26 protein-coding genes and 1 pseudogene are annotated in these 26,542 nt (G+C 47.5%); 12 read left to right on the forward strand and 15 right to left on the reverse strand.

Going from position 1 to position 26,542, the window contains the following annotated elements; translation table 11 throughout:
- The first annotated feature begins 91 nt into the window (after positions 1 to 91).
- Both KDK17_RS10825 and malQ read left to right on the forward strand, forming a co-directional pair.
- Entirely contained in the window at positions 92 to 1,228 is a 1,137-nt protein-coding gene (locus KDK17_RS10825; RefSeq protein ID WP_257274828.1) for an ABC transporter ATP-binding protein, read from the forward strand.
- Between the two features lie 11 nt (positions 1,229 to 1,239).
- On the forward strand, positions 1,240 to 3,429 hold the full coding sequence (malQ, locus tag KDK17_RS10830) for a 4-alpha-glucanotransferase (RefSeq protein ID WP_257280621.1): 2,190 nt from the start codon (positions 1,240 to 1,242) through the stop codon (positions 3,427 to 3,429).
- A 155-nt stretch (positions 3,430 to 3,584) separates the two neighbouring features.
- Here malQ and KDK17_RS10835 read toward each other — a convergent pair whose 3' ends face one another.
- Together KDK17_RS10835 and KDK17_RS10840 are read right to left on the reverse strand one after the other, a co-directional pair.
- On the reverse strand, positions 3,585 to 3,809 hold the full coding sequence (locus KDK17_RS10835) for a type II toxin-antitoxin system Phd/YefM family antitoxin (RefSeq protein ID WP_257274825.1): 225 nt from the start codon (positions 3,807 to 3,809) through the stop codon (positions 3,585 to 3,587).
- Positions 3,810 to 3,971: 162 nt separating this feature from the next.
- A complete protein-coding gene (locus KDK17_RS10840) occupies positions 3,972 to 5,150 on the reverse strand; it encodes a MalM family protein (RefSeq protein ID WP_257288082.1) in 1,179 nt (392 codons plus the stop codon).
- A 369-nt stretch (positions 5,151 to 5,519) separates the two neighbouring features.
- On the opposite strand from KDK17_RS10840, the gene lamB reads away from it, so the two are divergent.
- A complete protein-coding gene (gene lamB, locus KDK17_RS10845; protein WP_257288083.1) occupies positions 5,520 to 7,001 on the forward strand; it encodes a maltoporin LamB in 1,482 nt (493 codons plus the stop codon).
- Between the two features lie 169 nt (positions 7,002 to 7,170).
- On the opposite strand, the gene KDK17_RS10850 is transcribed toward lamB, so the two are convergent.
- Both KDK17_RS10850 and KDK17_RS10855 read right to left on the reverse strand, forming a co-directional pair.
- Positions 7,171 to 7,464, reverse strand: a complete 294-nt coding sequence (locus KDK17_RS10850; protein ID WP_257275735.1) for an addiction module antidote protein — start codon at positions 7,462 to 7,464, stop codon at positions 7,171 to 7,173.
- Positions 7,457 to 7,762, reverse strand: a complete 306-nt coding sequence (locus KDK17_RS10855) for a type II toxin-antitoxin system RelE/ParE family toxin (protein ID WP_257288084.1) — start codon at positions 7,760 to 7,762, stop codon at positions 7,457 to 7,459. The genes KDK17_RS10850 and KDK17_RS10855 overlap by 8 nt, the downstream gene beginning before the upstream one ends.
- A 134-nt stretch (positions 7,763 to 7,896) precedes the next feature.
- Between KDK17_RS10855 and KDK17_RS19550 the strand changes: the two are divergent.
- A pseudogene (locus tag KDK17_RS19550) lies at positions 7,897 to 8,007 on the forward strand (DNA-binding protein); the annotation flags it as partial.
- 146 nt (positions 8,008 to 8,153) lie between these two features.
- On the opposite strand, the gene glk reads toward KDK17_RS19550, so the two are convergent.
- Complete coding sequence (gene glk / locus KDK17_RS10860; protein WP_257288085.1) at positions 8,154 to 9,125, reverse strand: glucokinase; 972 nt, start codon at positions 9,123 to 9,125, stop codon at positions 8,154 to 8,156.
- A 113-nt stretch (positions 9,126 to 9,238) separates the two neighbouring features.
- Here glk and tcdA point away from each other — a divergent pair, with 113 nt between their 5' ends.
- A complete protein-coding gene (gene tcdA / locus KDK17_RS10865; RefSeq protein ID WP_257275737.1) occupies positions 9,239 to 10,045 on the forward strand; it encodes a tRNA cyclic N6-threonylcarbamoyladenosine(37) synthase TcdA in 807 nt (268 codons plus the stop codon).
- Between the two features lie 43 nt (positions 10,046 to 10,088).
- Here the strand turns inward: tcdA and KDK17_RS10870 are convergent, their stop codons facing one another.
- The 8 genes from KDK17_RS10870 to KDK17_RS10905 all read right to left on the reverse strand — a co-directional run bounded on the left by KDK17_RS10870 (position 10,089) and on the right by KDK17_RS10905 (position 17,189).
- Positions 10,089 to 11,048: a flagellar motor protein MotB gene (locus KDK17_RS10870; RefSeq protein WP_257275738.1), complete on the reverse strand. Its 960-nt coding sequence runs from the start codon at positions 11,046 to 11,048 to the stop codon at positions 10,089 to 10,091.
- Positions 11,045 to 11,896: a flagellar motor stator protein MotA gene (gene motA, locus KDK17_RS10875; RefSeq protein ID WP_257275739.1), complete on the reverse strand. Its 852-nt coding sequence runs from the start codon at positions 11,894 to 11,896 to the stop codon at positions 11,045 to 11,047. The genes KDK17_RS10870 and motA overlap by 4 nt, the downstream gene beginning before the upstream one ends.
- Positions 11,897 to 11,900: 4 nt before the next feature.
- Positions 11,901 to 12,635 (reverse strand): sigma-70 family RNA polymerase sigma factor, encoded by a 735-nt coding sequence (locus tag KDK17_RS10880; RefSeq protein WP_257275740.1) that lies wholly within the window; start codon positions 12,633 to 12,635, stop codon positions 11,901 to 11,903.
- Positions 12,636 to 12,651: 16 nt separating this feature from the next.
- Positions 12,652 to 13,164, reverse strand: coding sequence for a flagellar basal body-associated protein FliL (fliL, locus tag KDK17_RS10885; protein ID WP_257275741.1), 513 nt, complete (start codon positions 13,162 to 13,164; stop codon positions 12,652 to 12,654).
- Positions 13,165 to 13,194: 30 nt separating this feature from the next.
- Complete coding sequence (locus KDK17_RS10890) at positions 13,195 to 14,448, reverse strand: flagellar hook-length control protein FliK (RefSeq protein WP_257275742.1); 1,254 nt, start codon at positions 14,446 to 14,448, stop codon at positions 13,195 to 13,197.
- Between the two features lie 13 nt (positions 14,449 to 14,461).
- On the reverse strand, positions 14,462 to 14,863 hold the full coding sequence (fliS, locus tag KDK17_RS10895) for a flagellar export chaperone FliS (protein WP_257275743.1): 402 nt from the start codon (positions 14,861 to 14,863) through the stop codon (positions 14,462 to 14,464).
- Between the two features lie 13 nt (positions 14,864 to 14,876).
- Complete coding sequence (fliD, locus tag KDK17_RS10900) at positions 14,877 to 16,226, reverse strand: flagellar filament capping protein FliD (protein WP_257275744.1); 1,350 nt, start codon at positions 16,224 to 16,226, stop codon at positions 14,877 to 14,879.
- 159 nt (positions 16,227 to 16,385) lie between these two features.
- Complete coding sequence (locus tag KDK17_RS10905) at positions 16,386 to 17,189, reverse strand: flagellin (protein WP_257275746.1); 804 nt, start codon at positions 17,187 to 17,189, stop codon at positions 16,386 to 16,388.
- Positions 17,190 to 17,419: 230 nt separating this feature from the next.
- Between KDK17_RS10905 and KDK17_RS10910 the strand changes: the two genes are divergently transcribed.
- The 7 genes from KDK17_RS10910 (at position 17,420) to fliP (ending at position 23,935) form a co-directional block, all read left to right on the forward strand.
- Positions 17,420 to 17,689: a flagellar biosynthetic protein FliQ gene (locus KDK17_RS10910; protein WP_257275747.1), complete on the forward strand. Its 270-nt coding sequence runs from the start codon at positions 17,420 to 17,422 to the stop codon at positions 17,687 to 17,689.
- Entirely contained in the window at positions 17,689 to 18,462 is a 774-nt protein-coding gene (gene fliR / locus KDK17_RS10915) for a flagellar biosynthetic protein FliR (RefSeq protein WP_257288086.1), read from the forward strand. The genes KDK17_RS10910 and fliR overlap by 1 nt, the downstream gene beginning before the upstream one ends.
- Positions 18,463 to 18,472: 10 nt before the next feature.
- Positions 18,473 to 19,624 (forward strand): flagellar biosynthesis protein FlhB, encoded by a 1,152-nt coding sequence (gene flhB / locus KDK17_RS10920; protein WP_257275749.1) that lies wholly within the window; start codon positions 18,473 to 18,475, stop codon positions 19,622 to 19,624.
- A complete protein-coding gene (gene flhA / locus KDK17_RS10925) occupies positions 19,621 to 21,723 on the forward strand; it encodes a flagellar biosynthesis protein FlhA (RefSeq protein ID WP_306670780.1) in 2,103 nt (700 codons plus the stop codon). Before flhB ends, flhA begins: the two co-directional genes overlap by 4 nt.
- 79 nt (positions 21,724 to 21,802) lie before the next feature.
- On the forward strand, positions 21,803 to 22,762 hold the full coding sequence (locus KDK17_RS10930) for a flagellar motor switch protein FliM (protein WP_257275750.1): 960 nt from the start codon (positions 21,803 to 21,805) through the stop codon (positions 22,760 to 22,762).
- Between the two features lie 24 nt (positions 22,763 to 22,786).
- Positions 22,787 to 23,185 carry a flagellar motor switch protein FliN gene (gene fliN / locus KDK17_RS10935; RefSeq protein ID WP_257275751.1) on the forward strand — a complete coding sequence of 133 codons (399 nt, stop codon included), beginning with the start codon at positions 22,787 to 22,789 and terminating at the stop codon, positions 23,183 to 23,185.
- Between the two features lie 9 nt (positions 23,186 to 23,194).
- Entirely contained in the window at positions 23,195 to 23,935 is a 741-nt protein-coding gene (gene fliP, locus KDK17_RS10940) for a flagellar type III secretion system pore protein FliP (RefSeq protein ID WP_257275752.1), read from the forward strand.
- Here fliP and KDK17_RS10945 read toward each other — a convergent pair.
- Entirely contained in the window at positions 23,921 to 25,699 is a 1,779-nt protein-coding gene (locus KDK17_RS10945) for an N-6 DNA methylase (protein ID WP_257280614.1), read from the reverse strand. The genes fliP and KDK17_RS10945 overlap by 15 nt on opposite strands.
- 114 nt (positions 25,700 to 25,813) lie before the next feature.
- Positions 25,814 to 26,542 (reverse strand): flagellar basal body P-ring formation chaperone FlgA, encoded by a 729-nt coding sequence (gene flgA, locus KDK17_RS10950; protein ID WP_257280613.1) that lies wholly within the window; start codon positions 26,540 to 26,542, stop codon positions 25,814 to 25,816.

Raw genomic sequence — 26,542 nt, forward strand, 5'->3', positions numbered from 1 at the left:
ACCAATTTATTGCAACCGCAGTAGGACAGCCTTAAGTCCGACAGGCTGCTAGCAGTCTGGCGGGTTCTGCGAATGAAAAACGGAAAAACTTATGGCTGAAGTTAAGCTTGTTAATATTTCCAAAAGCTACGACCAGGGCAGGACCTGGGTTCTCAAGAACATCAACCTGAACATTGCCGAGGGTGAATTTATAGCATTTATCGGGCCTTCTGGCTGCGGTAAGTCCACTCTGCTTCGAATGGTCTGTGGTCTTGAGGATATCACTGAGGGTGAAATGTATATTGCCGGGGAGCAGGTGAATGACTGGCCACCCAACGAACGCAGGGTGGGCATGGTCTTCCAGTCTTATGCGCTCTACCCTCATATGTCCGTTGCTAAAAATATGGCCTTCGGCCTCAAGCTGGCAAAAGCCGACAAATCATTGATCAACAGCCGGGTTGAAGAAGCCGCCCGCATTCTCCAACTGGAGGCCCTGTTGGATCGAAAGCCAAAAGCCATGTCCGGAGGTCAACGACAAAGGGTGGCTATCGGCCGATCCATCGTGCAGCAGCCCAGGGTGTTTTTGTTTGATGAGCCGCTGTCCAATCTCGATGTCGCGCTTCGGGTTCAGATGCGGCAGGAAATAGCCCGACTGCACAACCGTCTGCAAACAACCTCTATTTACGTTACCCATGACCAGGTTGAAGCGATGACTCTGGCAGATCAGATCGTTGTCCTGAGTCCTCTGGCTCAGGGAGCAGAAAGTAACCTGGAGCAGGTTGGGAAGCCACTGGAACTTTATCACCAACCTGCCAACCTGTTCGTTGCCGGATTTATCGGTTCACCCAAAATGAATTTCTTTGATGGTTTTATTGAAGAAACCGGCAACAACGAAACACGACTCAAGTTGACCACCGGGGAAATGCTACGGGCTAACGTTGACAGTCAGGGTGCCAACAAGGGTGAGCGGGTCGTCTTGGGCATTCGACCGGAAGATGCTCTGGCTGAAACAGACAACGGTAATGCGGTTGAAGGCAAGGTCGAAACGCTGGAACGTCTGGGAGCCGAATCTTACATATACATGAGCCACGATACCATTCGAGAAAACTTCATTGTTCGGGTAGAAGACTCGAAAAAGCGTGAAGCAGGCAGCAAGATGAAAATTGAGCTTCCGGTCCAATTTTGTCACCTCTTCAATGCTGAGGGCATAGCTTTTCGTCGTACCCGGGCGCCAGCCTACGACTTGTGAGAGAGACCGCTATGTCTGATCCTGAACTGATTGAGCAGCTGGCCCGATACTATCGCGTTTCCGGAGAATACAGTGACTGGGCGGGTAAGCCAGTCAGCGTCCCCACTGAATACAAACTGCCGATTCTTGGTGCCATGGGATTAAACGTTGAATCTGACGACTCGATAAAGCAAGCGATAGCAGACATTGAACAGCAAAAGTGGCAGCAACCACTCCATCCCGTGTCAGTCTTCACTAAAGGTCAAAGCTATCAGGTCAGCCTGTACCTTGAGGATCAGCAGCTGGGTCATCTGTTCGAAGGTGAAATAATACTGGAAACCGCTGGCCACCACTCTCTGACCCTGAATACCAGCGATATGCCCATAGAGGCCAGTCGCACATTTGAGGGAAGAACCTACCACCACTTGACGTTCAACTTACCGGATGCTTTACCCCTTGGCTACCACCGGCTCTCTCTGCAAAGTGACAAGATGCAAGACAGCGCTCTGATCATTATTGCTCCTGAAACCTGCTATGAACCTGAGAGACTTGGGAGTGGAAATAAACTATGGGGCTGTGCTATCCAGTTATACACTCTTCGAACCGATCATGATTGGGGCATAGGTGACTTTTCCGGCCTGAGTCAGTTAGCGACTCAACTGGCGGAACAGGGCGCAGACATTGTCGGCCTGAACCCTATTCACGCCCTGTACCCGGCCAACCCTCTTCATGCCAGCCCCTACAGCCCATCGAGCCGAACCTTTATTAATCCGTTGTATATCGATATCACGGCCATAACGGACTTCAGGGAATGTGAAGAAGCTCAGAGACAATTTGAAGATCCTGAGTTCAAAGAACAACTGCAACAGGCAAGAGACGAAGAGTATGTGGACTACAGTCTGGTAGCATGGCTGAAGTTTGGTTTTCTGAACACACTGTTTGATCACTTCCATAAGCAACACCTGAGCCCCGAAAGCTCGCGGGGAAAAGCTTTTCTGGACTTTTGCAGAAACCGTGGCCCCGCTCTGGAGCGACATGCCCTTTATGAAGCTATTTATGAGCACTACAAAAAGCTGGACATCAATAACTGGGGATGGCCTTGCTGGGAGTCACAGTTCCAGAACCCGGAATCCGGTGCCGTCAAAGAGTTTGCCAGCCATAACCGAAAACGCATTCAGTACTACATGTACTTGCAGTGGCTGGCTGAAGATCAGCTGACCAAAGCTCAGGAAGCGGCCATTGAAGCCGGTATGCTGGTTGGCATCTATCGTGATTTGGCAGTAGGCGCAGACACTGGCGGCGCCGATGTCTGGAGTCATCGCGACCTTTACTGTCTGGATGCAGGCGTTGGTGCGCCCCCGGATGGTGTAGCGCCCCAGGGACAGAACTGGGGTTTACCTCCCTTTAATCCTCAGGTACTCATCGCTCAGCAGTACCAGCCCTTTATTGAAATGGTTCAGGCCAATATGAACCACTGCGGGGCTTTGAGAATTGATCATGTCATGGGTCTGCTAAGGCTCTGGTGGTGCCCCAAAGGCAAAACGGCTGATTATGGCGCCTATGTCTATTATCCTCTGAATGACTTTCTGGGCATTATCAAACTGGAAAGCCATCGTCGTCAGTGTCTGGTATTTGGAGAGGATCTTGGGACCGTCCCACCTGAAATCGAAGCTTCTCTGCCTCCTGCCCTGTTTTACTCCAATGAAGTGGCTCTGTTCGAGTGTTTGGGTGATCATTTCACGCTACCTCAGGATTACAAACCCATGGCTCTGACCTGTGTCAGTAATCATGACATCCCTCCTCTGAAGGCCTGGTGGAATTGCCTCGATCTGGATTTGCGCCTGCAACTGGGCATTTATGATCACAACCGGGCTCAGCAAGAAAAAGAGGCAAGACACAGAGAAAAGCTGGCTTTGCTGAAAACACTTGCGAACGTCCATGAATTTCCTGAAGGCATGAACCCGCAGGATATTTCCACAATGGAATACTCAAGGGACTTAATGGAAAAAGTTCATTATTACCTGGCTAAGACAGCATCAAAAATCACAGTGATTCAGCTGGAAGAGGTGTTACAGATCGAATCCCCGGTGAATATTCCGGGAACCAGCGAAGAGTATCCAAACTGGCGCAGGAAGTTAACCGACACTCTGGAGAATATTTTTGCTGATGAATCCAACCGGTCGTTTTTTAACAATATGTCAGTGATTAGAAAGGGCGGTTAGGTTTAGCACAACCAAAGTATAAAAATGTATGCGGCTGCTTTAATAGTGGAAACGGCAGGCTCTAAAGATAATCACTCCGGACTTTTTCTGACCAACATATCAACCTTTTATGCTTAGTCTTATGCCTCGCCATCAATCAAGCCTTTTTCTGGAACCTAACCTGCCTCAATTTGGGCAATAGATTCGTTCAAATGTTTTATGTTGTTCGAAGATGACATTAAATGAAGGTTTTCCATCAGGTTGTTGTAGCTGTCCAGTGACATGACCACCGCATCCTCACCTTCCCGCCGGTGGATAATGGTGTGGTTAGCATCTTCGGCCACCTGATCAAGCAGCGACTTCAGATTGTTTCTGGCTTTGGAGTAAGAGATTACATTCATAACAGTATTACCTGAACAATTAATTGAACAATGTCTTTTACAAATTCAGGGCTATTTAAAGATATATCAAGATTCCCGCCACTGTCCGATAGAATGTTGACACACCCATTCGTCCTGAGCCTGTCGAAACGTCGACAAGCTCAAGCGAACTGTCTTCGAAGGCTATCGGTCAAACAGCTGATCCACTTTTTCCAGGGTAGCCTTGATTTGATCAATCACCTTCAATGCCGCAGCACCCTGACCGGTCTTCAGGTGGTCGTATACCTGCAATTGATAGTGATACAAGACTTTCCCGGCATACTCGGTATAACCGTCTTCAAAACCGAGAGTTTTGGGGGAGTTCAGTTTATCGGCGGGCTTACCATACTGTTCGACAAAGTATTCCTCCGTATCCCTGAGAGTGTTTCCCAATTCAGCTCTCGCAAGCATAGCCCTTGCAATATCGCATGACTTAAGGTGTTTATTAACAGCATCAACATAATGCTGCCGGACTTCTTTTGTAAAAGGATCCTCTTCCACTGACAAGGCTCCTGGTATCACAGCAGCAGAGGCAGCTAAAGGAATATTGGGCATTGAAGCAAAAGCCACCTCTGAACTTTTTATACTGATGGCCAGATGCCCTGCATTGCCATGAATAGCGACAGGATCAGGCACCGGCGGTGCAACAACACCGTAAGCTCTGGCATATTCCTTAGCCTCATTCATTAAGGTTGTTTTCCCTTTCCTCAGTTCATCGGTGGTATAGACAAGCATGCAAACTGCCTGTTCGCTGGAAAGCTTGTCATTATCGATGGTGAATTGAGCTTCAATACTTTCAGCGTTGGTAAGCCCTGGCTTTTTATACTTGATCTGACGTTCAGGTACCTTGGCTATGATGTTATGAGACTGATCGAGCAGTGCAACCGCTGGATAGAACAGCTGTTCCTTATCATCATCCTTGACCACATAGCTGTTTATAGTCACTTTATGAATGCCCGTTTGCGGCAGACTGAAAGCCAGAACCGGAGTTTCTCCGGAGGATTGTTTTAGTCTTGAAGTGAACTCGTTAACGACAATGCGAGCCTGTTTTTTGTCGGCAGGATACCTTAATGGATGACAAGTAATGTCCTTAACTGAGTTGTACACTTTACCTTCTGAGTCAGGCTGCTTTATTGTTTCTTCCCGGCTATTAAAATGAGAGCAGCCCATCAGGGTTATGACAGGGGCAAGAATACACGCGAAAAGAAACTGTTTTTTCATCACGCCAGACACTTGTCGTTCTTTATAAAACATCCCCTTTAATAATCCTTTAATTCGGCCATTTCCAGTACCGAATATTTCGATACCTCTCAGTAAACTCATAAACTGTATACCTGAATTCACGATCAACAATAAAATGCAGCATTTTTTCACTCTCAGTTACAGTATTGCTGCACAGGCTCCGGGAGCCTGTCTGCAAACATAGTCGTATTTGAGCCAGGCTGGATAAAAAACTGTATTAACTCCTCTTTTTTCTTAATTACTTTGCTGATTGTGAATCTCTGGTCTAGATTTCCTACGGGTACACCGAAAACATAATTCTCAGATCCATTCGGTTTATTTACTCAAGCCGCCATGAACATGAAATGGCTCCGAAACTCGGGAAAACCGCATCTTCATGGCAACAGACCAGAGCAGCTTAGCCAACGGTTAGCTCTGGTCAACTGTCGTACACACACAAGGTAAATGGCAATGATTCGGATACAGAGTACTCTGTCTGCTCTGGGTCGCAGTATTGGAGTTATTTCTCTCGCTTCCCTCCCTGCGCTTTCCTGGGGCTTTGAAGAAGTCAATGTTGATTTTCACGGCTATGCGCGCTCAGGCGTAGGTCGTTCAGCAGAGGGAGGAGATCAGGCCTGCTTTAAAGCAGCAGGAGCACCCGCCAAATATCGTCTGGGTAACGAGTGTGAAACTTACACAGAGCTTAAGCTCGGTGCTGAGCTGTCGGATGATAACAACACTTCGTTCAGGCTGGATACCAATATTGCCTATAAAGTTTTCCAGAATAATGACTGGGAGATGCCCGGAATGGGCGACAATTATTATGGCAACAATGAATTTGCCCTTAGAGAAGTCAACTTACAGGCCAGGAATATCATGGAAGGTATGCCGGAGGCCATGCTCTGGGCCGGTAAACGCTTTTACCAAAGACATGATGTTCATATGAATGACTGGTACTACTGGGATGTTTCTGGCCCCGGAGCCGGTATTCAGGATATTGATGTTGGCATAGGCAAGTTTGATATTGCCTGGCTAAGACATACACCCAAGGTAGAATATTTCGATAGCAGTGGGGCTAACCAAGAACAAGCTGTTGAAACCGATGTCATAGATCTCCGACTTAAGGATTTGAGACTCATGGACAATCTCAGCCTTGAACTAGGAGTTGACTACGGCAAGGGAAACCCTCCTGACAAGTCTGTCTACAAAGAGTTTCTTGATAAAGACGGATGGCTGCTCACAGCCGAGCTGACTTGGGAGGTTCTGGATGGTTTTAACAAATTTGCAGTGCAATACGCTAATGATGGCATGACAGGTCCAGGCGTTGGTTCAACTGGCCGAGATATAGCCTCAGCAGAGTGGTACAAGGGCAACAAGCTCTTTAGGGTGCTTGATCATGGTTCATTCTCTCTGAGTGACCAAATGGACATCATGTACGTTGCAGCCTGGACACAGGTCGAGTACGACGAAGAAGCTCAAAAACTGGATGCCTCGTTGCCTGACAAGAGAAGCTGGATAACAGCCGGTATCAGACCCATCTGGAAGTGGACCGAAATCACCAGTACTGCAATTGAGCTGGGTTGGGACAAAGTTGAAAATGCCTTTTATGACAGTACTTTAGACAGCGGAAAAGGCCAAGGTTTTGACAGTCAGGTGACCAAATTCACAATAGCTCAACAGTTCCATCCAAAGTTTGGAGCATTTGTCAGACCGGTGATCAGAGTATTTGCTACGTACGCAAAATGGGACGCTGTTGAGAATCCCAATCTGCTCCCTACCGACAAAACAGGCACTCCATTATGTAGCATAACTGATTACGGTGAAGAAACATGCAGTTCAGTGGAGGGCCTTGACTACTTCGATACAGGAACCACAAGACCTCAAATCGCAAACACCTTTGGTGTGGACTCTGACGGCTGGACATACGGCGTGCAGTTTGAAGCTTGGTGGTAATCCGTAATCTGAAATGAACAAAAAGGCGGATTTTATGCCAAGGGCTTAAGCCAGGTTTGGCAGAAACACCTAAATGATAATGCATTACTTATAACCAAAATAAGGCTGCTATTATGCAGCCTTATTTTTTCTTGTGTTTGGCGCATATCTCTAGCTTTGAACAATAAACTTATACCCGCAAAGGCTTGCCGATATTCATAGAAACTCCCAGAGCCTTACATACAGCCAGAAGGGTTTTCAGACTTGGATTACCCTCTTCACTCAGCGATCGATAGAGGCTTTCACGAGACAAACCTGTTTCTTTTGCAAGCTTACTCATTCCTTTAGCTCTGGCCACAACGCCCAGTGAGTCCGCAATAAAGCCAGCATGACCGGTTGCTATCGCCTCGTCTATGTAACACTGAATAGCTTCATCGTTATCAAGGAACTCAGCAGGGTCAAAGTCTGTTATTTTACTATCCATTATTAGCTCTCCAATCTTTATATAGCGCTCTGGCAAGATCTATTTGTTTCTGTTGATCTTTCTTTTGACTTCCACAAAATACAATAATCAGCTCACTGCCTTGACGCACAAAATAGACATGGTAGCCCTTGCCTGTATCAATCCTCAACTCGCTTAAGCCACCTCCAACAGGCTTCACGTCCCCAAATAATCCGAACTCCAAGCGCTTCACTCTCGATAATATGGATGCTTTGGCCTTCGGATCTTTCAAAGCTTTAAGCCATCTTCTGAACACACCATGTTGTTTGACTGTAATCATGCCTCTATTGTAGCTTAAATACTACACAGCCAAAAGTTTGGGGCTGATAGACTCTACTGAGCGGCATGCAGTGCAGCAGGTCTTGATTACTTTGATACCGTTATCAACGCCGCAATAGCGGAAAACAGTTCGGGCTCAACCGAGAAAGCCTCTACAAAGCGTTCAATGGCAAGGCTCAACCTCGTTGGGATACCGTACATCGCCTGCTGAAAGCGCTGGGTGTCAGGCTGACTATTGCAGCCTGATCTGGTGAGTGCTTTCAACCAACCATTGATCGTTTTTTAACCACTTATTTGCAGTTTGTTATTTCCCTGAAGTTCGGAAAACCACCCAAAGGTTAATCCCAGACTTATCCACAACCTCTGGGGATACTTTTAGAAGACAGCTGACTTCAATGATAACCTGAACAGTTCAAATAGGCCGCCGCTCCTGTTAACCCCGGATGTTCAGACAGTATCAGCGATGTCGGTATGCCTGACATGTAACCTTTCATCTTGTCCCTGTTCTCAAAAGCTTTCCGGAATGTTCCTCTGGCAAACAGTTTTTTAACTCTTGGGATAATTCCACCCGCAATATAGACACCGCCCCTTGCTCCCAGGATCAGTGCCGCATTTCCGGCGGTATTGCCAAGAATCTCAAAAAAGTGGTCCAGCACTTCATAGGCCAGAGAATCATTTTGTTCCAGAGCCTGAACCGTGATATCTGCCGCCTGTAGTTTATCCATCCGACCATCGAGACTGGAGTGCGCTTCATACAATAATTCCAGACCTGAGCCAGAGAGTATTCTCTCAACCCCCAACAACCCCCCAACCTCTTTTCGGATGAATCGCCAGACACTAATATCTCTTTCCGTAGAAGGTGCAAAGTCGGCATTGCCGCCTTCTCCGGGCAGAGCCTGCCAACCCACAGGGGTTTCGATTAATCCACAAAGCCCCAGACCGGTTCCCGGGCCGATCACCAGCTTGACGGCATCAGGATCAACGTCCAACTCAGGCCCAACAGGCATGAGTTCGTTTGAAGGAAGGTGAGGAACCGCCAAAGCCTGCGCGGCAAAATCATTGATCAGCGCCATCACTTCCAATTCAAAGTCCTGTTTGAACTGTTGCTGATCAATTTTCCAGTGGCTGTTAGTGAAACTGACTTTTCCGTCCACGACCGGACCGGCAACGGCAAGACAAACTCTGGTAATGGTTTCAACGCCCTGATTTTTCAGGTAGAGCCGGACGGCATCTTCAAGATCGGAATAATCAATACTCGACATTGTCTGAATACCTTCCAGCACCAGACTGTCAGGATTCACCAGAGCAAAACGGGCATTGGTACCACCAATATCCCCCACCAGAGATCGCAATACTTGAGTCATCCGATACTCCCGGGCCAACCGGCTCCATGACAAGAGAGGATGTCAGTATTATAATCCTGCGCCCGGATTCATGACCTGTAAGATTTTTACCCAAAGGCTCTCGGACTCTTTTTATGACAGTTGCTTCGGAACATTCAACCACTGGCTATGACGCCCGATTTGGAGGCAGCCGCCGTCTCTATGGCAGCGATGCCGTAGACAGGCTGAAACAGTCCCATATCTGCGTCATAGGTATTGGCGGAGTCGGCTCCTGGGCAGCAGAGGCTCTGGCCAGAACCGGGGTGGGCAGCATTACTCTGATTGATCTGGATGATGTTTGTGTCACTAACATCAACCGTCAACTCCATGCCACCACCGAAACGATTGGTCAGTCCAAATGTGAAGTGATGGCCAGCCGCATTCAGTCCATTAATCCGGACTGCCAGTGCCATGTCATTGAAAACTTTATAACAACCGAAAATGTGTCTGAGCTGATCAGTCAGGACTTCGATTATGTACTGGATGCCATAGACAGTTTCAGAATCAAGGCTGCCCTGATTCATCACTGCAAAAGAAACAAGATTCCAGTGATCACAACCGGTGGTGCCGGTGGTCAGGTCGATCCCACCCAGATACAGATTACCGACCTCACCAAAACCTGGCACGACCCTCTGGCAAAAAAAGTCAGAAATCATCTGAGAGACTTCCACGGCTTTACTAAAAACAACAAGCGGAAGTTTGGTGTCGATTGTGTCTTTTCTTCAGAACAGGCGGTTTATCCTCAGCCCGATGGAACGGTATGCCAGCAGAAACCTTCGGATCTGGGGTCAACAAAAATGGATTGTGCCAGTGGTTTTGGTGCCACGACCGTAGTGACGGCTACGTTTGGCTTTGTGGCCGTCTCTCGTATCATTAAAAAAATCATCGATAAGAAAATCTGAGTAACTGACGGAATCGAATATTTCTGGCTCATTGGGCAGGTAACTAATTGCCCCATTCTATATTGTCTTTCATTTCTTCCGGGAGTTGATTACTTTTGGCTTTTTCGAGCGCTTTGCGCATTTTCCGTGAGTCTCCTTCGCTCAGCTTTTGGGTGCCTTCTTCAATGGGTGCAAACATCTTTTCAATCCGCTCTTCCATATCTTTTGCCAGGAGCAGAATTTCAATTCTACGATTGGAGCTGGCTTCAGGGTTTTCAGGGTTGCGCAATACCCGGTCAGCCATACCCAATACCATCATAATCCGGGACTCTTCTAATCCTCCGAAAACCAGCGTTCTTCTTGCAATCTGAGCCCGGGCTGATGACAGCTCCCAGTTTGAATAGTCATTCCTCTGAAAGCCAGAGCTGTCAGTATGCCCGCTTATCATGAGGTTGAAAGAAAGTTTGTTCAGAATAGGGGCCAGTTCAAGCAGTAAATCCTGAAAAAATGGCTGCAGTCTCGCCCTCCCCTTTTCAAACATATCCCGCTTGTTATTGTCCAGAATGACAATGCGCAAGCCTTCCGGTGTTTCCTCCAAATAAATGTAATCTTCATATCTTCCGGCTGACTTACTGCCACCGATCAATTTTTGTAATTCATCGGACAGCTTGTCGAAAATCAGCGTGTTATTCAGTGTTTTGGTGTTTTGGTCAGCAATAACTTCAGTGTCTTCCCTGCCTTGTTTGCCTGGCCCCGGTTTGGGAATATCCACCACAGTATTTGCTACCCCAAAATTAATGGGCTTGGAGCTGCTTGGATGGCGGAATGAGCCCGGATCTTCAAAATAGGTCGCAATGGCTTTCTTCTGCTCCTTATCAGTGGCACTCATAATCCACAGTAGAAGAAACAAAGCCATCATGGCAATGGCAAAATCAGCAAAGGCTACTTTCCATGAACCTCCATGATGACCATCACCATGACCGCCATGCTTCTTTTTGATGACAATAACATGACCTTTGCTCATTGGCCGTCCAGTAACTCTTCCAGTTCACCGAAAGTGGGTCGTTTGTCTGAAAAAAGCATTTTTCTGCCAGAATCAACTGAAACAATGGGAGGAAACCCGGACTTGTTAGTGCCCAGCCCCACCTTAATGCATTCAAATGCTCTTATTTCCTGATTGATTGAGTGACCAATGGCCGTTGCGCATGGTCCAACCAGTCCGTAGGCCATAAATATGCCAAGAAAAGTCCCTGTCAGAGCCGCAGCAATCAATCTGCCCAGTTGATCCATCGGGCCATCTATCGCGCCCATCGTAATAACAATACCCAATACTGCTGCCAGAATACCGAAGCCCGGCAAAGCATCCGAAATCAGCTGCAGAGCATCTGCCGGACGCATCATTTCTGACTCCATGGATTCAATTTCTTCCTCAATAATGGTTTCGTATTCGTGGGGTTCAATGCCGTCTACCAGTGACAGCCTGAGGTTTTCAGCAATGAAGTTATAGATATGAGGCGTCTTCATAATCAGAGGATATTTTGAAAAAACATCACTGTTTTCAGGGTTTTCTATGTGCTCTTCAAGGGCCTTACTCCCCCCCTTTTTTTTCGCCATATTAAATAATGTATACATAAGGGAGAGCAGCTCATCATAATATTCACGATTAAAACCTGAATTGTTGACGGTATAAACCAAGTGCCGTCCCGCCGCTTTCACAACGTTAGTTGGGTTGGCAATGATGAATGCCCCCAATGCTCCACCACCAATCATCACTATTTCTGCGGGCTGCCAGATAGCCGCCATTTCACCACCAGCAGCCATAAAACCACCAAAGATGCAGCCAAGCTGGATCAGTAGCCCCAAGATTTTCATAGCATTAGTCCCTGTTCCATTCTTCCAGCAGCGAGCGCAATCGTAAGACAGCCTGACGGTGTAACTGACAAATACGGGCCTCCGTCAGGTCCAAAGCTTCTCCAATTTCTTTCATATTCAGTTCATGAACGTAATAAAGATTCATCAGATGTTGCTCTCGTTCCGGCAGCTCCTGTAATGCTTTTGCCAGAGCTTTACTGCGCTCTCCACCCATGGCAACCACTTCTACAGAGTCGTCATCATTGATCTCTATGATTCGGCTGTCAGACTCACCCTGCATCAGCCCATCCAGACTCAACAGACTGTCGGAACTACTGCCCTGTAACATACGGTGGTATCGCTCAAGACTGACGCCAAGTTCTTCTGCAATTTCGGACTCGGACGGAGCCCGTCCCAGGTTTGTATTTAACTTCTGGATGGCATTACTGATTTTCTGCCCGTGTTCCCGGTCTGTTCTGCTGCGCCAGTCCCACTGTCGTAGCTCATCAATCACTGCGCCTCGAATCCGGGTTTTGGCAAACTGTTCAAAGGGGACTTTGCGACCCGGATCATAACGACTGGCAGCATCCAGCAGACCCATCATGCCTGCTTGCAAGAGATCATCCCGGGAGATGTTGCTGCCCAGACTGCTGGCCAGATGCAGCACAATCTTCTTAACCAGGGACAAGTGCTGCTTAACCAGAACATCCCGCTGATTTCCTGCCTGTTGGCGATAAGCGTTAAGTCCTTTTTGCTGCATGTCTGCCACTAAGCTGCTACTGAATCACAAGATCCGTAATCAGACAGTCATCCACCCTTGCTCCCACCCTCTCTTTGTCCAGCAGTGCATTCACTCTTGCCAGCGTTTCAGCGCGGATAATCTCTGTGACGCCCCCGGCTTTAACCTGTTCATAAGAGAGAGAGCCCAGGTAGTTGATGACTTCATTACGAATAAGTGGCCGATAAGCTTCCAGTGTTGCGATCACCGTTTCATCCCGTACCATCCATGACAGTTTTATCTGCATATATCGAGGTCGGGCATCACTTTTAAGAGTGATAATAAACGGCTCAAGCATCATAAAACTGGGTGGCGCCAATGCTGCCACTGGTTGCTGCGGTTGCTGTTGCTGTTGCTGTTGCGGTTGCTCTTTAGGAGCCATCATTGTCATTGCTACAAAACCGCCACCACCAGCCAGCAACAGCACCAGAAGAATAATGATGATGATTAATAACTTGCTGTTGCCTGAATTTTTGTCTTCAGAGGCACTGCTTTCCTTTTCATCTGCCATGAGTCCAAAAACTCCTTTTCCGATGATCTGTTAAACGAAATGATCCAATAATCTGCCGCCATGAACCCTGAATTGTTCCTGGGCACTCTGATAACCCTTTGATTCATGACAACCATCGGCGGTGGGCAGGTATTCTGAAGATTGTTCCGATGTATCGGCCTCTTTCTGGCTACCCACATCCACTGACATTTGCCCCAGAGTCAGTGATTCACTATTAAGAGCTTCCCGCAGGCGATCGCCATGAAGCAGCAACAAGTCTCTGGCTGCCGGTGTTGCCGTTATCGCCTGAAGGCTGACAGCGTCTCTATCAACGCTCACAGTCAGCGTTACCCGGCCTAATTCCGGTGGGTCTAAGCGAAACTCCATTTTCTGCTCACCCTGCTTAATCATCTGGACCACTGTCTGCCCAAACGGTCGCTGGGCTAGTTCAGGTTGCAGGAAAGGTTGTTTAACTAGAGGTGACTGAGCGGCTGATGATGGCTCAGTCATCTGAATTGAAACAGAATGTTGTGGCGCCTGATGAGCAATGGCCGTTATTGACTCAGATTGTTGCATCAATACAGGCACTGTTTTTAGAGTGGCCTTTCGCTCCATTTCAAGATTGAACAGAGGCTGCGGAGCTGGAATTTCTTTTATTCCATTGTGATTTTTTATCTCCGGCACTTTGGCTTCTGCCAGGATTTGATCCGGTTTTAATGTGACTTCCGGCCTGAGCTTTTCTGTTTGGTGATTTACCTCCAACACCTGATTAACATCCGTTAATGGTCTTTGAGCCTGAGTCGCCCTCTGGGTGATAACCGGAGTCAAAGAGACCTCTGATGCCCGGGTTCGGACAGGCAGCTGGAGTTTTGCAGCCTTTATGGGCATTGACACATTTGAATCGGGTCGTTCAGTTACCCCTTCTGTTAAAGAGGTATTTTTTATCTCCACAGTGGCCTGTTCAGGTTTTTTCTCGCTTGTCACTATTGGCAAGTGTGTAACGGGAAAATGCTTTGTCCGTTCTGAAGCCCCCGGGCTTGCCAAAAGCACATCTGATTTTGCCTGCCAATTAACAGGCAACAATTGTGGAGATAAAAGCTCCGGAGATAAAAGCTCTGGAGAGACTAACTCTGTGGCTGCAGATTCTATTGAGGAAAACTGTTGAAGAATGGTGTCAAACGTCAACTCTGAAGAGGTTGTAGCTGCCTGAGCAGCCGCCATGACCTGCGGTTGGGCACCCTCAACCGACGGCACCGAACCGGACAAAGATAACAACGAAAAAACTGGCAGTCCCTGATTTTCCATTCAAACCGCCCCGTTACTGGATAGTTGCCATCGCAGCTTGAGGTGTGGAAATATAAGTCCAGGCTTCCTGAATTTCTTTTAACAGCCCCATCACTTCACTGATAGCGGACACATCATTACCTGTATTGGCATCTGTTAAACGTCTAATACAATAGAGATATAACGATTGAAGATTGTCGGCTAAGTCACCGCCTTTTTGAAAATCCAGTGACTGTTCCAGTACCAGCAGAATTTCGATGGCAAGGGAGAGTCGATCCGACTTGTTGGTAAAATCTTTTCGCTCAATGTAGTGGCTTGCCTTAGCCAGATTGTCCATCAGTTTAGTAAACAACACACCCACCAGCTGAACAGAATCAGACGCTTCTACACCTGCTTTTTCCTGTTGTTTATAAGCACCCAGACCTTTTTGCTTCATGACCCCTCCATGATCAGGAATTATTGTTATTCAGACTATTCAGACTGCTGGTGATCCAATCACTGGTTCCACTCAGTGATGCCAGAATACTTTCCATCGTCAGGAACTGATTCTGGTAATAACTGCGGGTTCGTTCCAGTCTCAACTCCAGTGCGGCACGATCATCTTCAATATCACTCAAGCCTTCATTAATCCTGTCTTCCCGACTGTCAAGCGTTCCGCTACTTTCAAGGTGAGGTGTGAGAACGGCTGCCAGTTGACTCATTAAGCCATCTTCACCGGCCAGCACTTCTGCCAATTCATCAAAGTTGTTAGCCAGAGCTTCATCCAGACTATCGGAATCCAGATTTAACGAGCCGTCTTCGGTGGTTGTCAGCCCCAATTGCCCGAGCGTTCTGAATGTGTCACCGTCTTCACCGTATAAAGAGCTGATGACACTTCTCAACTGTCCCTCAATAGCCCGGGCCTGGGCATCACCATTAAGAGGCCCCGCTGTAATACCGTTGAAATCCGTCAGGTTATCAAGGGTAGACTTAACATTGTTCCAGGCATCCACAAACCCCTGCATAGACTCTTTCAGGCTGTCTTTGTCTATGGAAATATTTACGGTTACCGGATCTGTGCTGACGGCTTTCAAATCAAGCGTGACGCCATCAATAAGATTTTCGAGCTGGTTATCTTCGGAAGTAATAGTGATGGCAGAGGCCCCTGAACCAAACCGTATGCTGGCATCGACTGCCACCTGCAAGTCGGTAAAGGATCCCAGAGTTTCTGATCCACCGGAAAGGCCACTGAAATCACTCGTTATGGTGTTTGCTGCGCCAGATTTCTCGCTAGTCAGCATAAGACGTTGCTGACCGCTTTCATTGATAATTGTTGCCTGCACTCCGGAGTTATCAGCAGCATTGTTTATGGCATCACGTACATCAGTCAGGCTCTCTGTTCCCGGTTCGATAACAACAGAGAAGCTTTCACCGTTAACCGAGAGGTTGACCGTTCCGGAACCAACGGTGGCATCTGAAGCAATAGATGTGGATACCGTCTGATGGCGGGTGGCCAGCTGATCCACATAAAACTGATAACTGCCTGCCCCGGCGCTGCTGGAAACAGTTGCACTCAGAACTGACTCATTACTGATGCTGACTGCCCTGGGACTGAATTTACTGATGCTGTTCAGGCTTTCTATCTGGGTATTAAAATCATCCAGAGCAGACTTTAGCGTCCCAACAGCAGAGAGTTCCACGTTAAAGGCCTCCTCTCTGCGGGCATAACGGCTTTCGGTCGGAGCACGCTCAGCCTCCACCAAAGCGTTCACCATGGAGCTCACATCGAGTCCCGAGAAAATGCCATTCAAACTGAACATAATCAGCCTCTGATTAATGCCTGCTTTTATTCAGTCGGCACTGCTTTGAGAAACATAACCGAATAACAGACAGCTCTATAAAAAAATGGGAGCTGGTTAGCTCCCACAAAGACGATCAGCATTAAAGCTGACTGAATTTTACAAACTGTCCTGAAGCGATTATCGCAGCAGAGACAGAATGTTCTGAGGTATAGCGTTAGCCTGAGCCAACACAGCAGTACCGGCCTGTTGCATGACCTGATACTTACTCAGATTCGCTGTTTCTGCAGCAAAATCAGTATCCACGATACGGCTTCTGGAAGCACTCAGGTTTTCACGGATATTTGAAAGGTTATTGACGGTAGTGGTCAGTCGGTTTTGGGATGCACCAAGACTGGCCCGAACAGCGTCGTAGGCGGCAATATCGACATCCAATGCACCCACTGCCGTTTGAGCTGTGGCGGCATCGGTAAAGGTAACAGCCGTCAGCGCAACGGCAGTAAAATTGAGGTCTATGTTATTGGTGGTAGCATCGGTATAGTCAACGGCAATTTCGACAGTACCTGCACCAAGAACGGTTGTCCCGTTAAACTCAGTCGTTGAGGCAATACGGGTAATCTCAGCCAGTTGAGCATCGTATTCGGCTTGCAGGGCAGTCACATCAGCAGCCTCATAGGTACCACTTGATGCCTGCAAAGCCAGATCCCTCATACGCAGCAAAGAGTTAGTGATCTCGCTCATAGCACCTTCAGCAGTCTGTGCCATGGAGATGCCATCGTTGGCATTTCGGATAGCGACACCCAGTCCACCAATTTGTGCAGCCATTTTATTCGCAATCTGCAAACCGGCGGCATCATCCTTAGCACTGTTAATACGCATACCAGAAGACAGACGCTGCATGGCGGTCTGAAGACCCGTCTCAGTCTTACCCAAATTACGCTGGGCATTCTGAGAGAAGATATTGGTATTTACGGTCATTGCCATTTTACTAATTCCCTATTCAGGTTTAATCGCTTGATTACTTCAACGTACTGCCTGTTGATAAGTACCACTCGGAAGGGATTCTGAATTTCTTAAATAGAGCTGCCGTTTTTTTTAATTAATCGCGTAAGGAGAATATTTAACAAAATTTGTCATTTCTTTAAGTCGTTTTTAAAGTAAAAAAATGTTTTTATATATTTATAACGCATTTATTTTTATCCAGAGGAAACCCCATGACACCGGAAGTTGTGGCAGACCTTTTTCGTGATGCGCTGACCCTCATTGTTCTGATGGTCTCGGTAATTGTGATGCCCGGACTGCTGGTTGGCCTTGTGGTCAGCACACTGCAGGCAGCGACTCAAATCAATGAACAAACCCTCAGTTTCCTGCCCCGTTTGCTGGCGACACTGGTCACTATAGGCCTCACTGGCCCCTGGCTGATTCAGGAATTTATGGATCTGTTTCTCCGGTTGTATGAATTTATCCCGGAGATGCTGGCCTGATGGGGACCTTTACCTTCTCTGAGGTGGTAGGCTTGATCGGTCAGTATCTCTGGCCATTTTTTCGTATCGGTGCACTCTTTCTGGCGATGCCCATTATCAGTAGCCAGGTAGTAGCACCCAGAATCCGGGTTATTCTGGCGATGGCCATCACTATTATTGTTGCCCCTATGTTACCTGCGGTGCCCGCTGTTGAACCATTATCGGGTGCAGCCCTTTTGATCACTGCACAACAGCTGGCTGTCGGGCTTTTAATGGCGATGGTACTGCAAATCTATTTCGCTATTTTCACCTCCGCCGGTCAGATGCTCTCCCTGCAGATGGGTCTGGGTATGGCGGTCATGTTCGATCCGATGAATGGCGCCCAGATTCCGGTTATCAGCCAGGTATTCCAGCTACTGAGTTTCCTGATGTTTCTGGCGGTTGATGGGCATCTGGTCGTCATTTCTATTGTTGTAGAGAGCTTTAATACCATTCCCATTGCACCCTTTTCTGTCAGTCAACTGGATATTCACCAAATGCCCGCCATGGGCGGCTGGATGTTTGCCAGCGCACTATTGATGGTTCTACCTGCCATTGTTGCCTTATTAATTGTCACTTTCACCTTTGGTGTCATGAACCGCTCAGCTCCGCAATTCAATATTTTCAGTCTGGGTTTTCCTCTGACCATGCTGGCAGGCATATTTATTCTGATGCTGATCAGTTCGACCCTGAACGGTGTCTTCACGCGATTGACTCAGACCGTTCTGGCAATTCTACGATCTCTGGTTCTTTAGGTATTTCAAGATGGCAGAAGAAGGACAGACCGGGGAACGCTCAGAAGAACCCTCAGAACGAAAACTTCAAAAGAGCCGTGACGAAGGTCAGGTCCCCCGATCCCGGGAACTGGTCACCTTTGCCCTACTGGCTTCAACTCTGGCCGCTTTCTGGCTCAGTGGTGGGCTCATTCGTGACCAGCTGTTTCAGGTTATGCACAAAAGCTTCAGGTTTGAAAGAGACGCATTGCGTCAGGAAAGCTGGCTAACGGAGCACCTGATCATCAGCATAACTCAGGGCTTCTCCGGCCTGCTGCCCTTTATGTTGATTGTCATTCTGGCTTCAATAGCCGCTTCAGCGGCTTTAGGAGGCTGGATATTCTCAAATAAACAGATACGACCCAAGGCTGAACGCATCAGTTTCTTCAAAGGCATTAAACGCATGTTTTCTGCCAACTCCATGATTGAGTTGCTAAAGTCCATTGCCAAAATCTCGCTGCTGGCTTTTTCTCTCTGGCTCATTAATCAGTGGTTCTTTCGGGATGTACTCTGGTTGAACCGGCTGCCGCTCGTTCATGCAGTGTCAGAGGGGCTGAGCCATCTGGCCATGGCCATCACAATTCTGGTCAGCGCCCTGCTGCTGATCTGTTTTATCGATGTGCCTTTTCAAAGATGGAACCACATGAAAAAACTGCGCATGACACACAAGGAAATGCGTGATGAAATGAAGGAGTCTGAAGGTCAGCCAGAACTTCGTTCAAAACTGCGAGAGAAGCAACAGGAAATTGCTGGCCGCAGAATGATGCAGGCCGTTCCTTCAGCAGATGTAATAATCACCAACCCAACTCACTTTGCTGTAGCTCTGAAGTATGATCTGGATAAGGCCAGAGCCCCTTATGTCGTGGCAAAAGGAGTTGACCGGGTAGCCCTGCGCATCTGTGCTGTAGCGCGGGAATATAATAAACCGGTGGTACAGTCTCCGACGTTAACCCGGGTGATTTATCATACGACACAGTTGAATCAGGAAATAGCCGACGACCTGTTTTTGGCCGTTGCTCAAATTTTGGCTTACGTCCATCATCTGAATGACTTTCAGGCCGGACGCAGAGGCAAGGCACCCGATTTACCAATACCGGAAATCCCCAGTGCCTTCCGGGAAAAATGGGATAAAAAGAGACAATGATCAAGGAAGCTCAACGTCTGCTATACATGATGTCGCCCAAAAGCGGCAACCTGAATATCGGGATTCCGCTGATCGTTCTGATGACGCTCGGTATGGTTACACTGCCCATGCCGCCTTTTATGCTGGATGTATTCTTTACCTTCAACATCGCATTGTCGCTGCTTATCCTTTTGGTCAGTATCTACACACTTCGGCCTCTTGAATTTGCCGTGTTTCCAACCATCCTGCTGGTTTCCACTTTATTGCGCCTCGCCCTGAACGTGGCATCGACCCGGGTCGTTCTCCTCAATGGACACACCGGCAATGGCGCTGCCGGAAAGGTGATTCAATCCTTTGGTGAGGTCGTTATTGGCAACAGTTACGTCGTCGGACTGGTGGTGTTCTTTATTCTGGTGATTATCAACTTTGTCGTGGTCACTAAAGGCGCTGGTCGTATTTCTGAAGTGACCGCCCGCTTTACTCTCGATGCTCTGCCAGGCAAGCAGATGTCCATCGATGCAGACCTCAATGCCGGCGTTATTGATCAGCAGGAAGCGCACGACCGGCGGGAAAGTGTACGTCGGGAGGCAGACTTCTACGGCTCAATGGACGGTGCCAGCAAGTTTGTCCGGGGCGATGCTGTGGCCGGTCTGCTTATTCTTGCCATCAATATCATTGGTGGAATGCTGATAGGCACCATTGGTCAGGGGTTATCCGCCGGGGAAGCCTTTGCTGTTTATTCTCTTCTGACGATTGGTGATGGCCTGGTGGCTCAGATTCCTTCGCTGCTTCTGTCCACCTCTGCGGCTATCATGGTGACCCGTGTTTCTGAATCTGCAGATGTGGGGCATCAGGTTTCCGAGCAGATGTTTTCTTCTCCAAAAGCTTTGGGCCTTACTGCCATGATTTTAATGGTGATAGGTATTGTTCCAGGTATGCCCCATGTGCCCTTTCTCAGCCTGGGCTTAATTGTGGCTTTTCTGGCCTGGTGGACCAGCAAAAGTCAGAAGGATGATCCCGAATCCAGCCCGACTCAGGCCAATACAGAAGATGTTGGTGAATCTACACCCTGGTCATGGGGAGATATTCCCCCGGTAGATACCCTGGGGCTTGAGCTGGGATATAAACTCATTCCTCTGGCAGATGAAAAACAGGGTGCACAATTACTCACTCAACTTAAAGGCATTCGTAAAACCCAATCCCGGGAGCTGGGCTTTCTGATTCCCAGTGTGCACGTGAAAGATAACCTGAACCTGAAACCAGACAGCTACAACATCTTGCTCAAGGGTGTCATTGTCGCCGAAGGACAGATTGAGCCTATGCGTTTATTGGCGATCAATCCCGGTGAAGTGTTTGGTGAGATAAATGGTATTGCCACTTCAGAGCCTGCTTACGGACTGGAAGCACTCTGGATTGAAACTTCCGAGCGAGAACATGCCGTTGGACTTGGTTACACGGTAGTCGACGCTGCGACAGTTATTGCTACACACCTTAATAAAATTATTGATGAACACGCCAGTGAGCTGCTTGGGCATGATGAGGTGGTGCAACTGCTGGATAAGCTGACGCACTATTCCCCGAAACTGGCTGAAGATCTTATTCCCAAGAAACTATCCATGAGTGTGTTTTCCCGGATACTCAGAGATTTGCTGACCGAAGATGTCTCTGTCAGCGATATTCAAACCATCGCCAGCACCCTGCTGGAATCGTCTGAACGGATTACAGAACCACACTTGCTGACCTCTGAAGTTCGTATTGCCCTGCGGCGCAGCATTATTCAGAACCTGGTAGGTAACACCTCTGAAATACCGGTTGTCACCATGAGCTCAGAGCTGGAACAGATCATTATGCAAAGTTACCAACAGGCCCGACAGAGTAACGACTTTTCCCCTGACACACTGCCACTTGAACCACGAATTGCGGAGCAACTGCAGGTTCAAATGCCAGAAGTTTCTGCCAACCTTGCTGCTGAAGGAAAAGTGCCTGTTATGCTGGTCAATGCATCACTTCGCCCGGCCATGGCCAGATATGCCCGCTTATGTACCGAGGGCATGCATGTGTTGTCGTTTAATGAAATCCCTGAAAATAAAGAAGTCATTGTGGTAGGCAAGATTGGCTGATTGTCTTTATCAGCTAATAGCGGTATGTTTTTTAATAACAAGAATTATCTGGTTATAAGCCAGTTATATGGAATTTCCCATGGAACGGAAATCTTTATCAGACAATACCAAATCCAGCCTATCGGGTGAAACAAAGACTCGCCGTATTCACCCGCCTTCAAAATTCAAGGATCTGACAACTTATGATCTGACAAACCCGGATTATAAGATTCATGACCTTTTGCCAACCCTTGAACTGATCTACCGGCGATTCTCCCAATTATTTCGTCACAGTCTCACTGCTGTTTTTCGTCGACCGGTAGATGTTCATTTTGAATCTGTAGATTCCCTGCAAATCGGTGATTATCTGCATCAGGAAGATATACCTGATGTGCAATATATCTACCGCTCTACAACACTGAAGTGTGCTGGTTTCATGGCCATAGAGACACCGCTTTTATATTCTCTTGTGGACATTTTTTTCAGTGGTACCGGCGAGTTTCACGAAAGCCATGAAGAGGAGCTGACTAACGCCGAGATTCGCATCATGGAACGCCTGCTAAAATCTGCGGCGGATGATCAGACCGAAGCCTGGAGTAGTATTCTTTCTTTCAAAATACGCCTTGCTGAAAATCATAACCGCCCCATTTCCACCGTTTTTCGCTCGGATACCGAGATTATCCTGTTGAGTCGCTTCACTATTTCCCTGGGCTCCACGGAAAGCCCATTTCATATCATCATGCCTTATCAGGCTCTGGAACCGGTTAGAGAAAAGCTGCAGGCCTTTAAATTCACTGAACAGGACCCCACCTGGCAACGTAACATGATGGCCGGGGTTATGCAGGCGCCTTTGGAAGTCTCTGCCCGATTATGCGAGTTGAAGCTGAGCCTTCGCGATGTGCTAAGGCTGAAAGCCGGACAGATCATTCAGGCAGATATTCCCAGCAGTGTCACGGTCAAGTTCGCAGGCATTCCAGCTTACCGTGCTGACGTCTGCACTGTGAATAATATGCTGGCCATGAAAATTCTTAAATCTCTGTATTCAAAAGAGACAGACTAAAGTCTGACCGAGGAAGAGACGTTTATGAGTAATGAAGAAAATGAAAACGAGCAGGAAATGGCCTCGCCACAACCTGCAGAAGATGGTGTCAGTCTTCAGGACAGTCTGGAATCAGAAACCACCTCCAGAGAGTTAGAAGATACCAACAACCTGCCGCAGTCAGTCAGTGACTTGGGCATGATTCTTGACATTCCGGTGACACTGTCTCTGGAACTGGGCAGCACAGAAATAAACATTGGTGAGCTAATGCACCTTAATAAAGGCTCAATTGTTGAGCTGGAAAAAGAAGCCTCCGAGCCTCTGGAAGTGAAAGTCAATGGCACTCTGGTAGCCTACGCCGAAGTTGTGGTGATCAACGACAAGTACGGCATTCGCCTGCTGGATGTAATCAGCGAATCAGAACGTCTGAAAAAACTGGCCTGATCTGTACTTATGAGGTCGCTGATCTATGCCCTTTGTGGCCTGACTTTGCTCCTGACTTCGTCACCCATCTGGGCGCAGGAAGGCTTTCCATTAATGACGGTCACCAGTAATGGTGATTCTCAGGAATACAGCGCCAGTCTTCAGATTCTGATTCTGATGACGGCACTGAGCTTTATTCCTGCTGCACTGTTAATGATGACGTCTTTTACCCGGATTATTATTGTTCTGGCAATTCTGCGTCAGGCTCTGGGCTTACAACAGACACCGCCCACTCAAGTTTTATTGGGTATAGCACTGGCACTGACCCTGATTATAATGCAACCATTATTTGGGGTTGTTTATGCCCAAGCGGTTGAACCTTATCTGGATGACCATTTAACACTGATGGAGGCTTTAAAACAGGCAGGCATTCCAGTCAAAGATTTTATGCTGCGCCAGACCAGAGATACGGATCTGGAATTGTTTTATCAAATTGCCGATACCACTCCACCGATAAATGTTGCAGATACGCCTTTCTCCATCGCCATTCCCGCTTTTGTGACCAGTGAATTGAAAACTGCTTTTCAAATTGGCTTTGTTATCTACATTCCCTTTCTGGTGATTGATCTTGTCGTTGCCAGTGTTCTGATGGCCATGGGCATGATTATGCTGTCGCCCCAGATGATTTCGCTGCCTTTCAAATTGATGCTGTTTGTTCTGGTAGACGGCTGGGCCATGATTATGGGTACCCTGGCATCAAGCTTCTTTTAGCAGTTCATTTTCTATCATTCGGGCTTTATCACGAATAAAGCGAACCTGGGCATAGAGTTTGAGAATTTCTCTGTGAGACTGTTCTGCCTGCTGCTGTTCAAAGGAAGACCACTCGGGAACAGGAAGTTGTTTTAAATCATTGCCATGAATAAACGGTACCTGACTTTCTGTACAAATACTATCAAGCAATATCTTACCCGTTTGTGAACGCAGGAACCGAAATAAAACAATAGAACTATTGAGATAAGTATTTTGCTTTAGTCGTAAAATGACAAAGGACTGATTAGCCACCCAGTTTAATCCACAGACATCGGGTACGATGGCAATTCGCCCCGCCTGTCCCTTAATGACCACAAGAACATCTCCTGGTCGCAGTAATTGTTGTTTTGCTCGTTTCAGCCCTTTTTCATCAACATGAATTTCTTTTTCAGGGTGCTCAACCTCTCCAGCCTCATTAATGTCATTGGCTGTCACTTCCAGAAAAGTCTGTTTTTCCAGATTATTATCACGTAGAGCCTGAGCTCTTATGATATCAACCAATGACTCTAAATGAGTGGCAGCGACGGGCTTGCCGAGTAAATCAATGCGTCGGGTGTCAGCACAATAATGTCCGGGATCGAGAATAACACTGCCCTGAATGAGCTGCCTTTTATCCACTTTTTTTGAGAAACGGGGGCTAGCCGTTTCCTCATTCATTTGTTCCAGAATGACATCGACATTATTCAACTGAATTCTGGCTGCTCCTTTTTTGCGCACAGGAGTCGCTTTAAAATAATCGCTGCTGGCGTCTATCAAATGCATATTGTTAGTAACTTGTCGTTTTGCTACAAGCACGTAGAGTGGTGTGGCCCGCCCGGGTAGCAGTCCTTTAGGCAGTTTAATAATAGCGTGCAGCCTGTTCTGTTTTAATAACCAGCGGCGAAAGGCAATATGATGCTCGGTATTTTTCTGAAGAAATCCTCCTGACACAGCAATAACAACCTGCTCTGAACAGCGCCAGAACATATGACGGATAAAAAGCATTTCTTCATTACGAACCCGGGTATCCAGCCGTTGGAAAATATCTCTGACTTCATTCACTTTGTAACGGCGGTCTGCTGTAAGAAGGCCTACCCCATGATCAAACTTTTGCAGTTGGCCCGATTCAAAAAAAGCAGGCTCAAGTACCGGATGCCCCTGCGCAATATGAATATCCGGATTAATCAGAACACTCAGAGCATCCAACTTACTGATAGAGGACTGCTCAGAATAAACCTGACCGGTAAGCGCAAGATCCGCTCCCAAAATAAAGCTATCGGCATTGGGCAGATAACAACTGCCCCCTGATCCTGACAACGCTTGCAGCAAACCGCCAATGGCTTCGGGCAATGCAAAGGAGTGTGGTCTGAATCGATGATGTAAGGCCAGAGGAATCTCATTGTATTTCAGTAAATTATGCCTCTTTGCGGTCATCACTGAGTGGCAGGCTCGGGTAATTTCATCGACTGGGATCTGTTCAGGTAATTCATCTCCCTGTTGCCAGGCTATTTGCCAGATACGTTGATCCCTATTGGCAAAAGTCTCTGGTACTTTTCTCTGCCCGATTTCTCTGAACAGCTGCTCGAGTTCAGAATGTTTGTCTGGCAACTCCCGCTCGGGCAAAAACTCCAGTTCCGACAACCTTGCCCAGGCAAACAGCTGGCCAAGCAAAATCAGGTAAGCCTGGTACCAGTTTTTACTCTGTAACGTACCCGGAACAAGGGCATTAACGATGTCGCGGCTCATAAAATCATTCTCTGAAAGGGTTAATTTAATGGTTACTGACTAAATCATCTGCTGATTAATTAATTTTTTGATAAATCACCTAATCAGACGCTGATTAATGTATTCAGAAAAAAATTAGTGATGAATTCGAACCTTCCCAGTGCTGATCACTTCTGCATGGACAATTTTTCCGGAAGACCGGTTTCTTACCCGTATTGTTTCGTGTATTTCGCCATCATCCAGAGATGCCCCAGACATAGAAACCTCTAATCCATTACCGCCGGCAATAATCTGAACAATTTCCCCCTTGCGAATCACATAGTCTTTTTCAAGCATATTGGCTGAAATCAGTTTCTGTGCACCAATACTGCGTTTGATGACTCTCCCCCTGATTTCACTGATCTCAGTAAAAAACTGACCTCTCAGCCTGCTGTAATCGACTTCCAGAAACTGAAGAGCATCGGCGGTCAGCCTCTGACCTCTGGCCAGTGCTCGGATACTGTGAATAACGGGTACCAAAATTTTATTTTCAGCCATCACTGTCATTCGCCATTCACCAGGGCACTCGACTATTCGTTTGACTGCCCCCACAGGCGGTCGTGTCCCGGAACCTGCAGAGACAGATAGATTGCCTTGGCAAGTTCTTCGGGACTTACTGGAAGAAAGAGGGCGAACTTTTAGTTCATAGCGGGCACCGGGAATCGATTGAATAAAACCGGCCACTTCTTTTTCAACGGATTGATACACTCTGCGTTCAATCTCTTTTGCAAGGTTTGTATCAGAAGAGGTGTGAGGAGAAAATAGAGAGGCGATGATGATGGATGATCTGAAAAGCGGTCTGAAATGCGATATGACAAGCGGCAT

Origin of the sequence: Endozoicomonas sp. SESOKO2 (assembly GCF_024606245.1) — a bacterium.
GTDB lineage: Bacteria > Pseudomonadota > Gammaproteobacteria > Pseudomonadales > Endozoicomonadaceae > Endozoicomonas_A.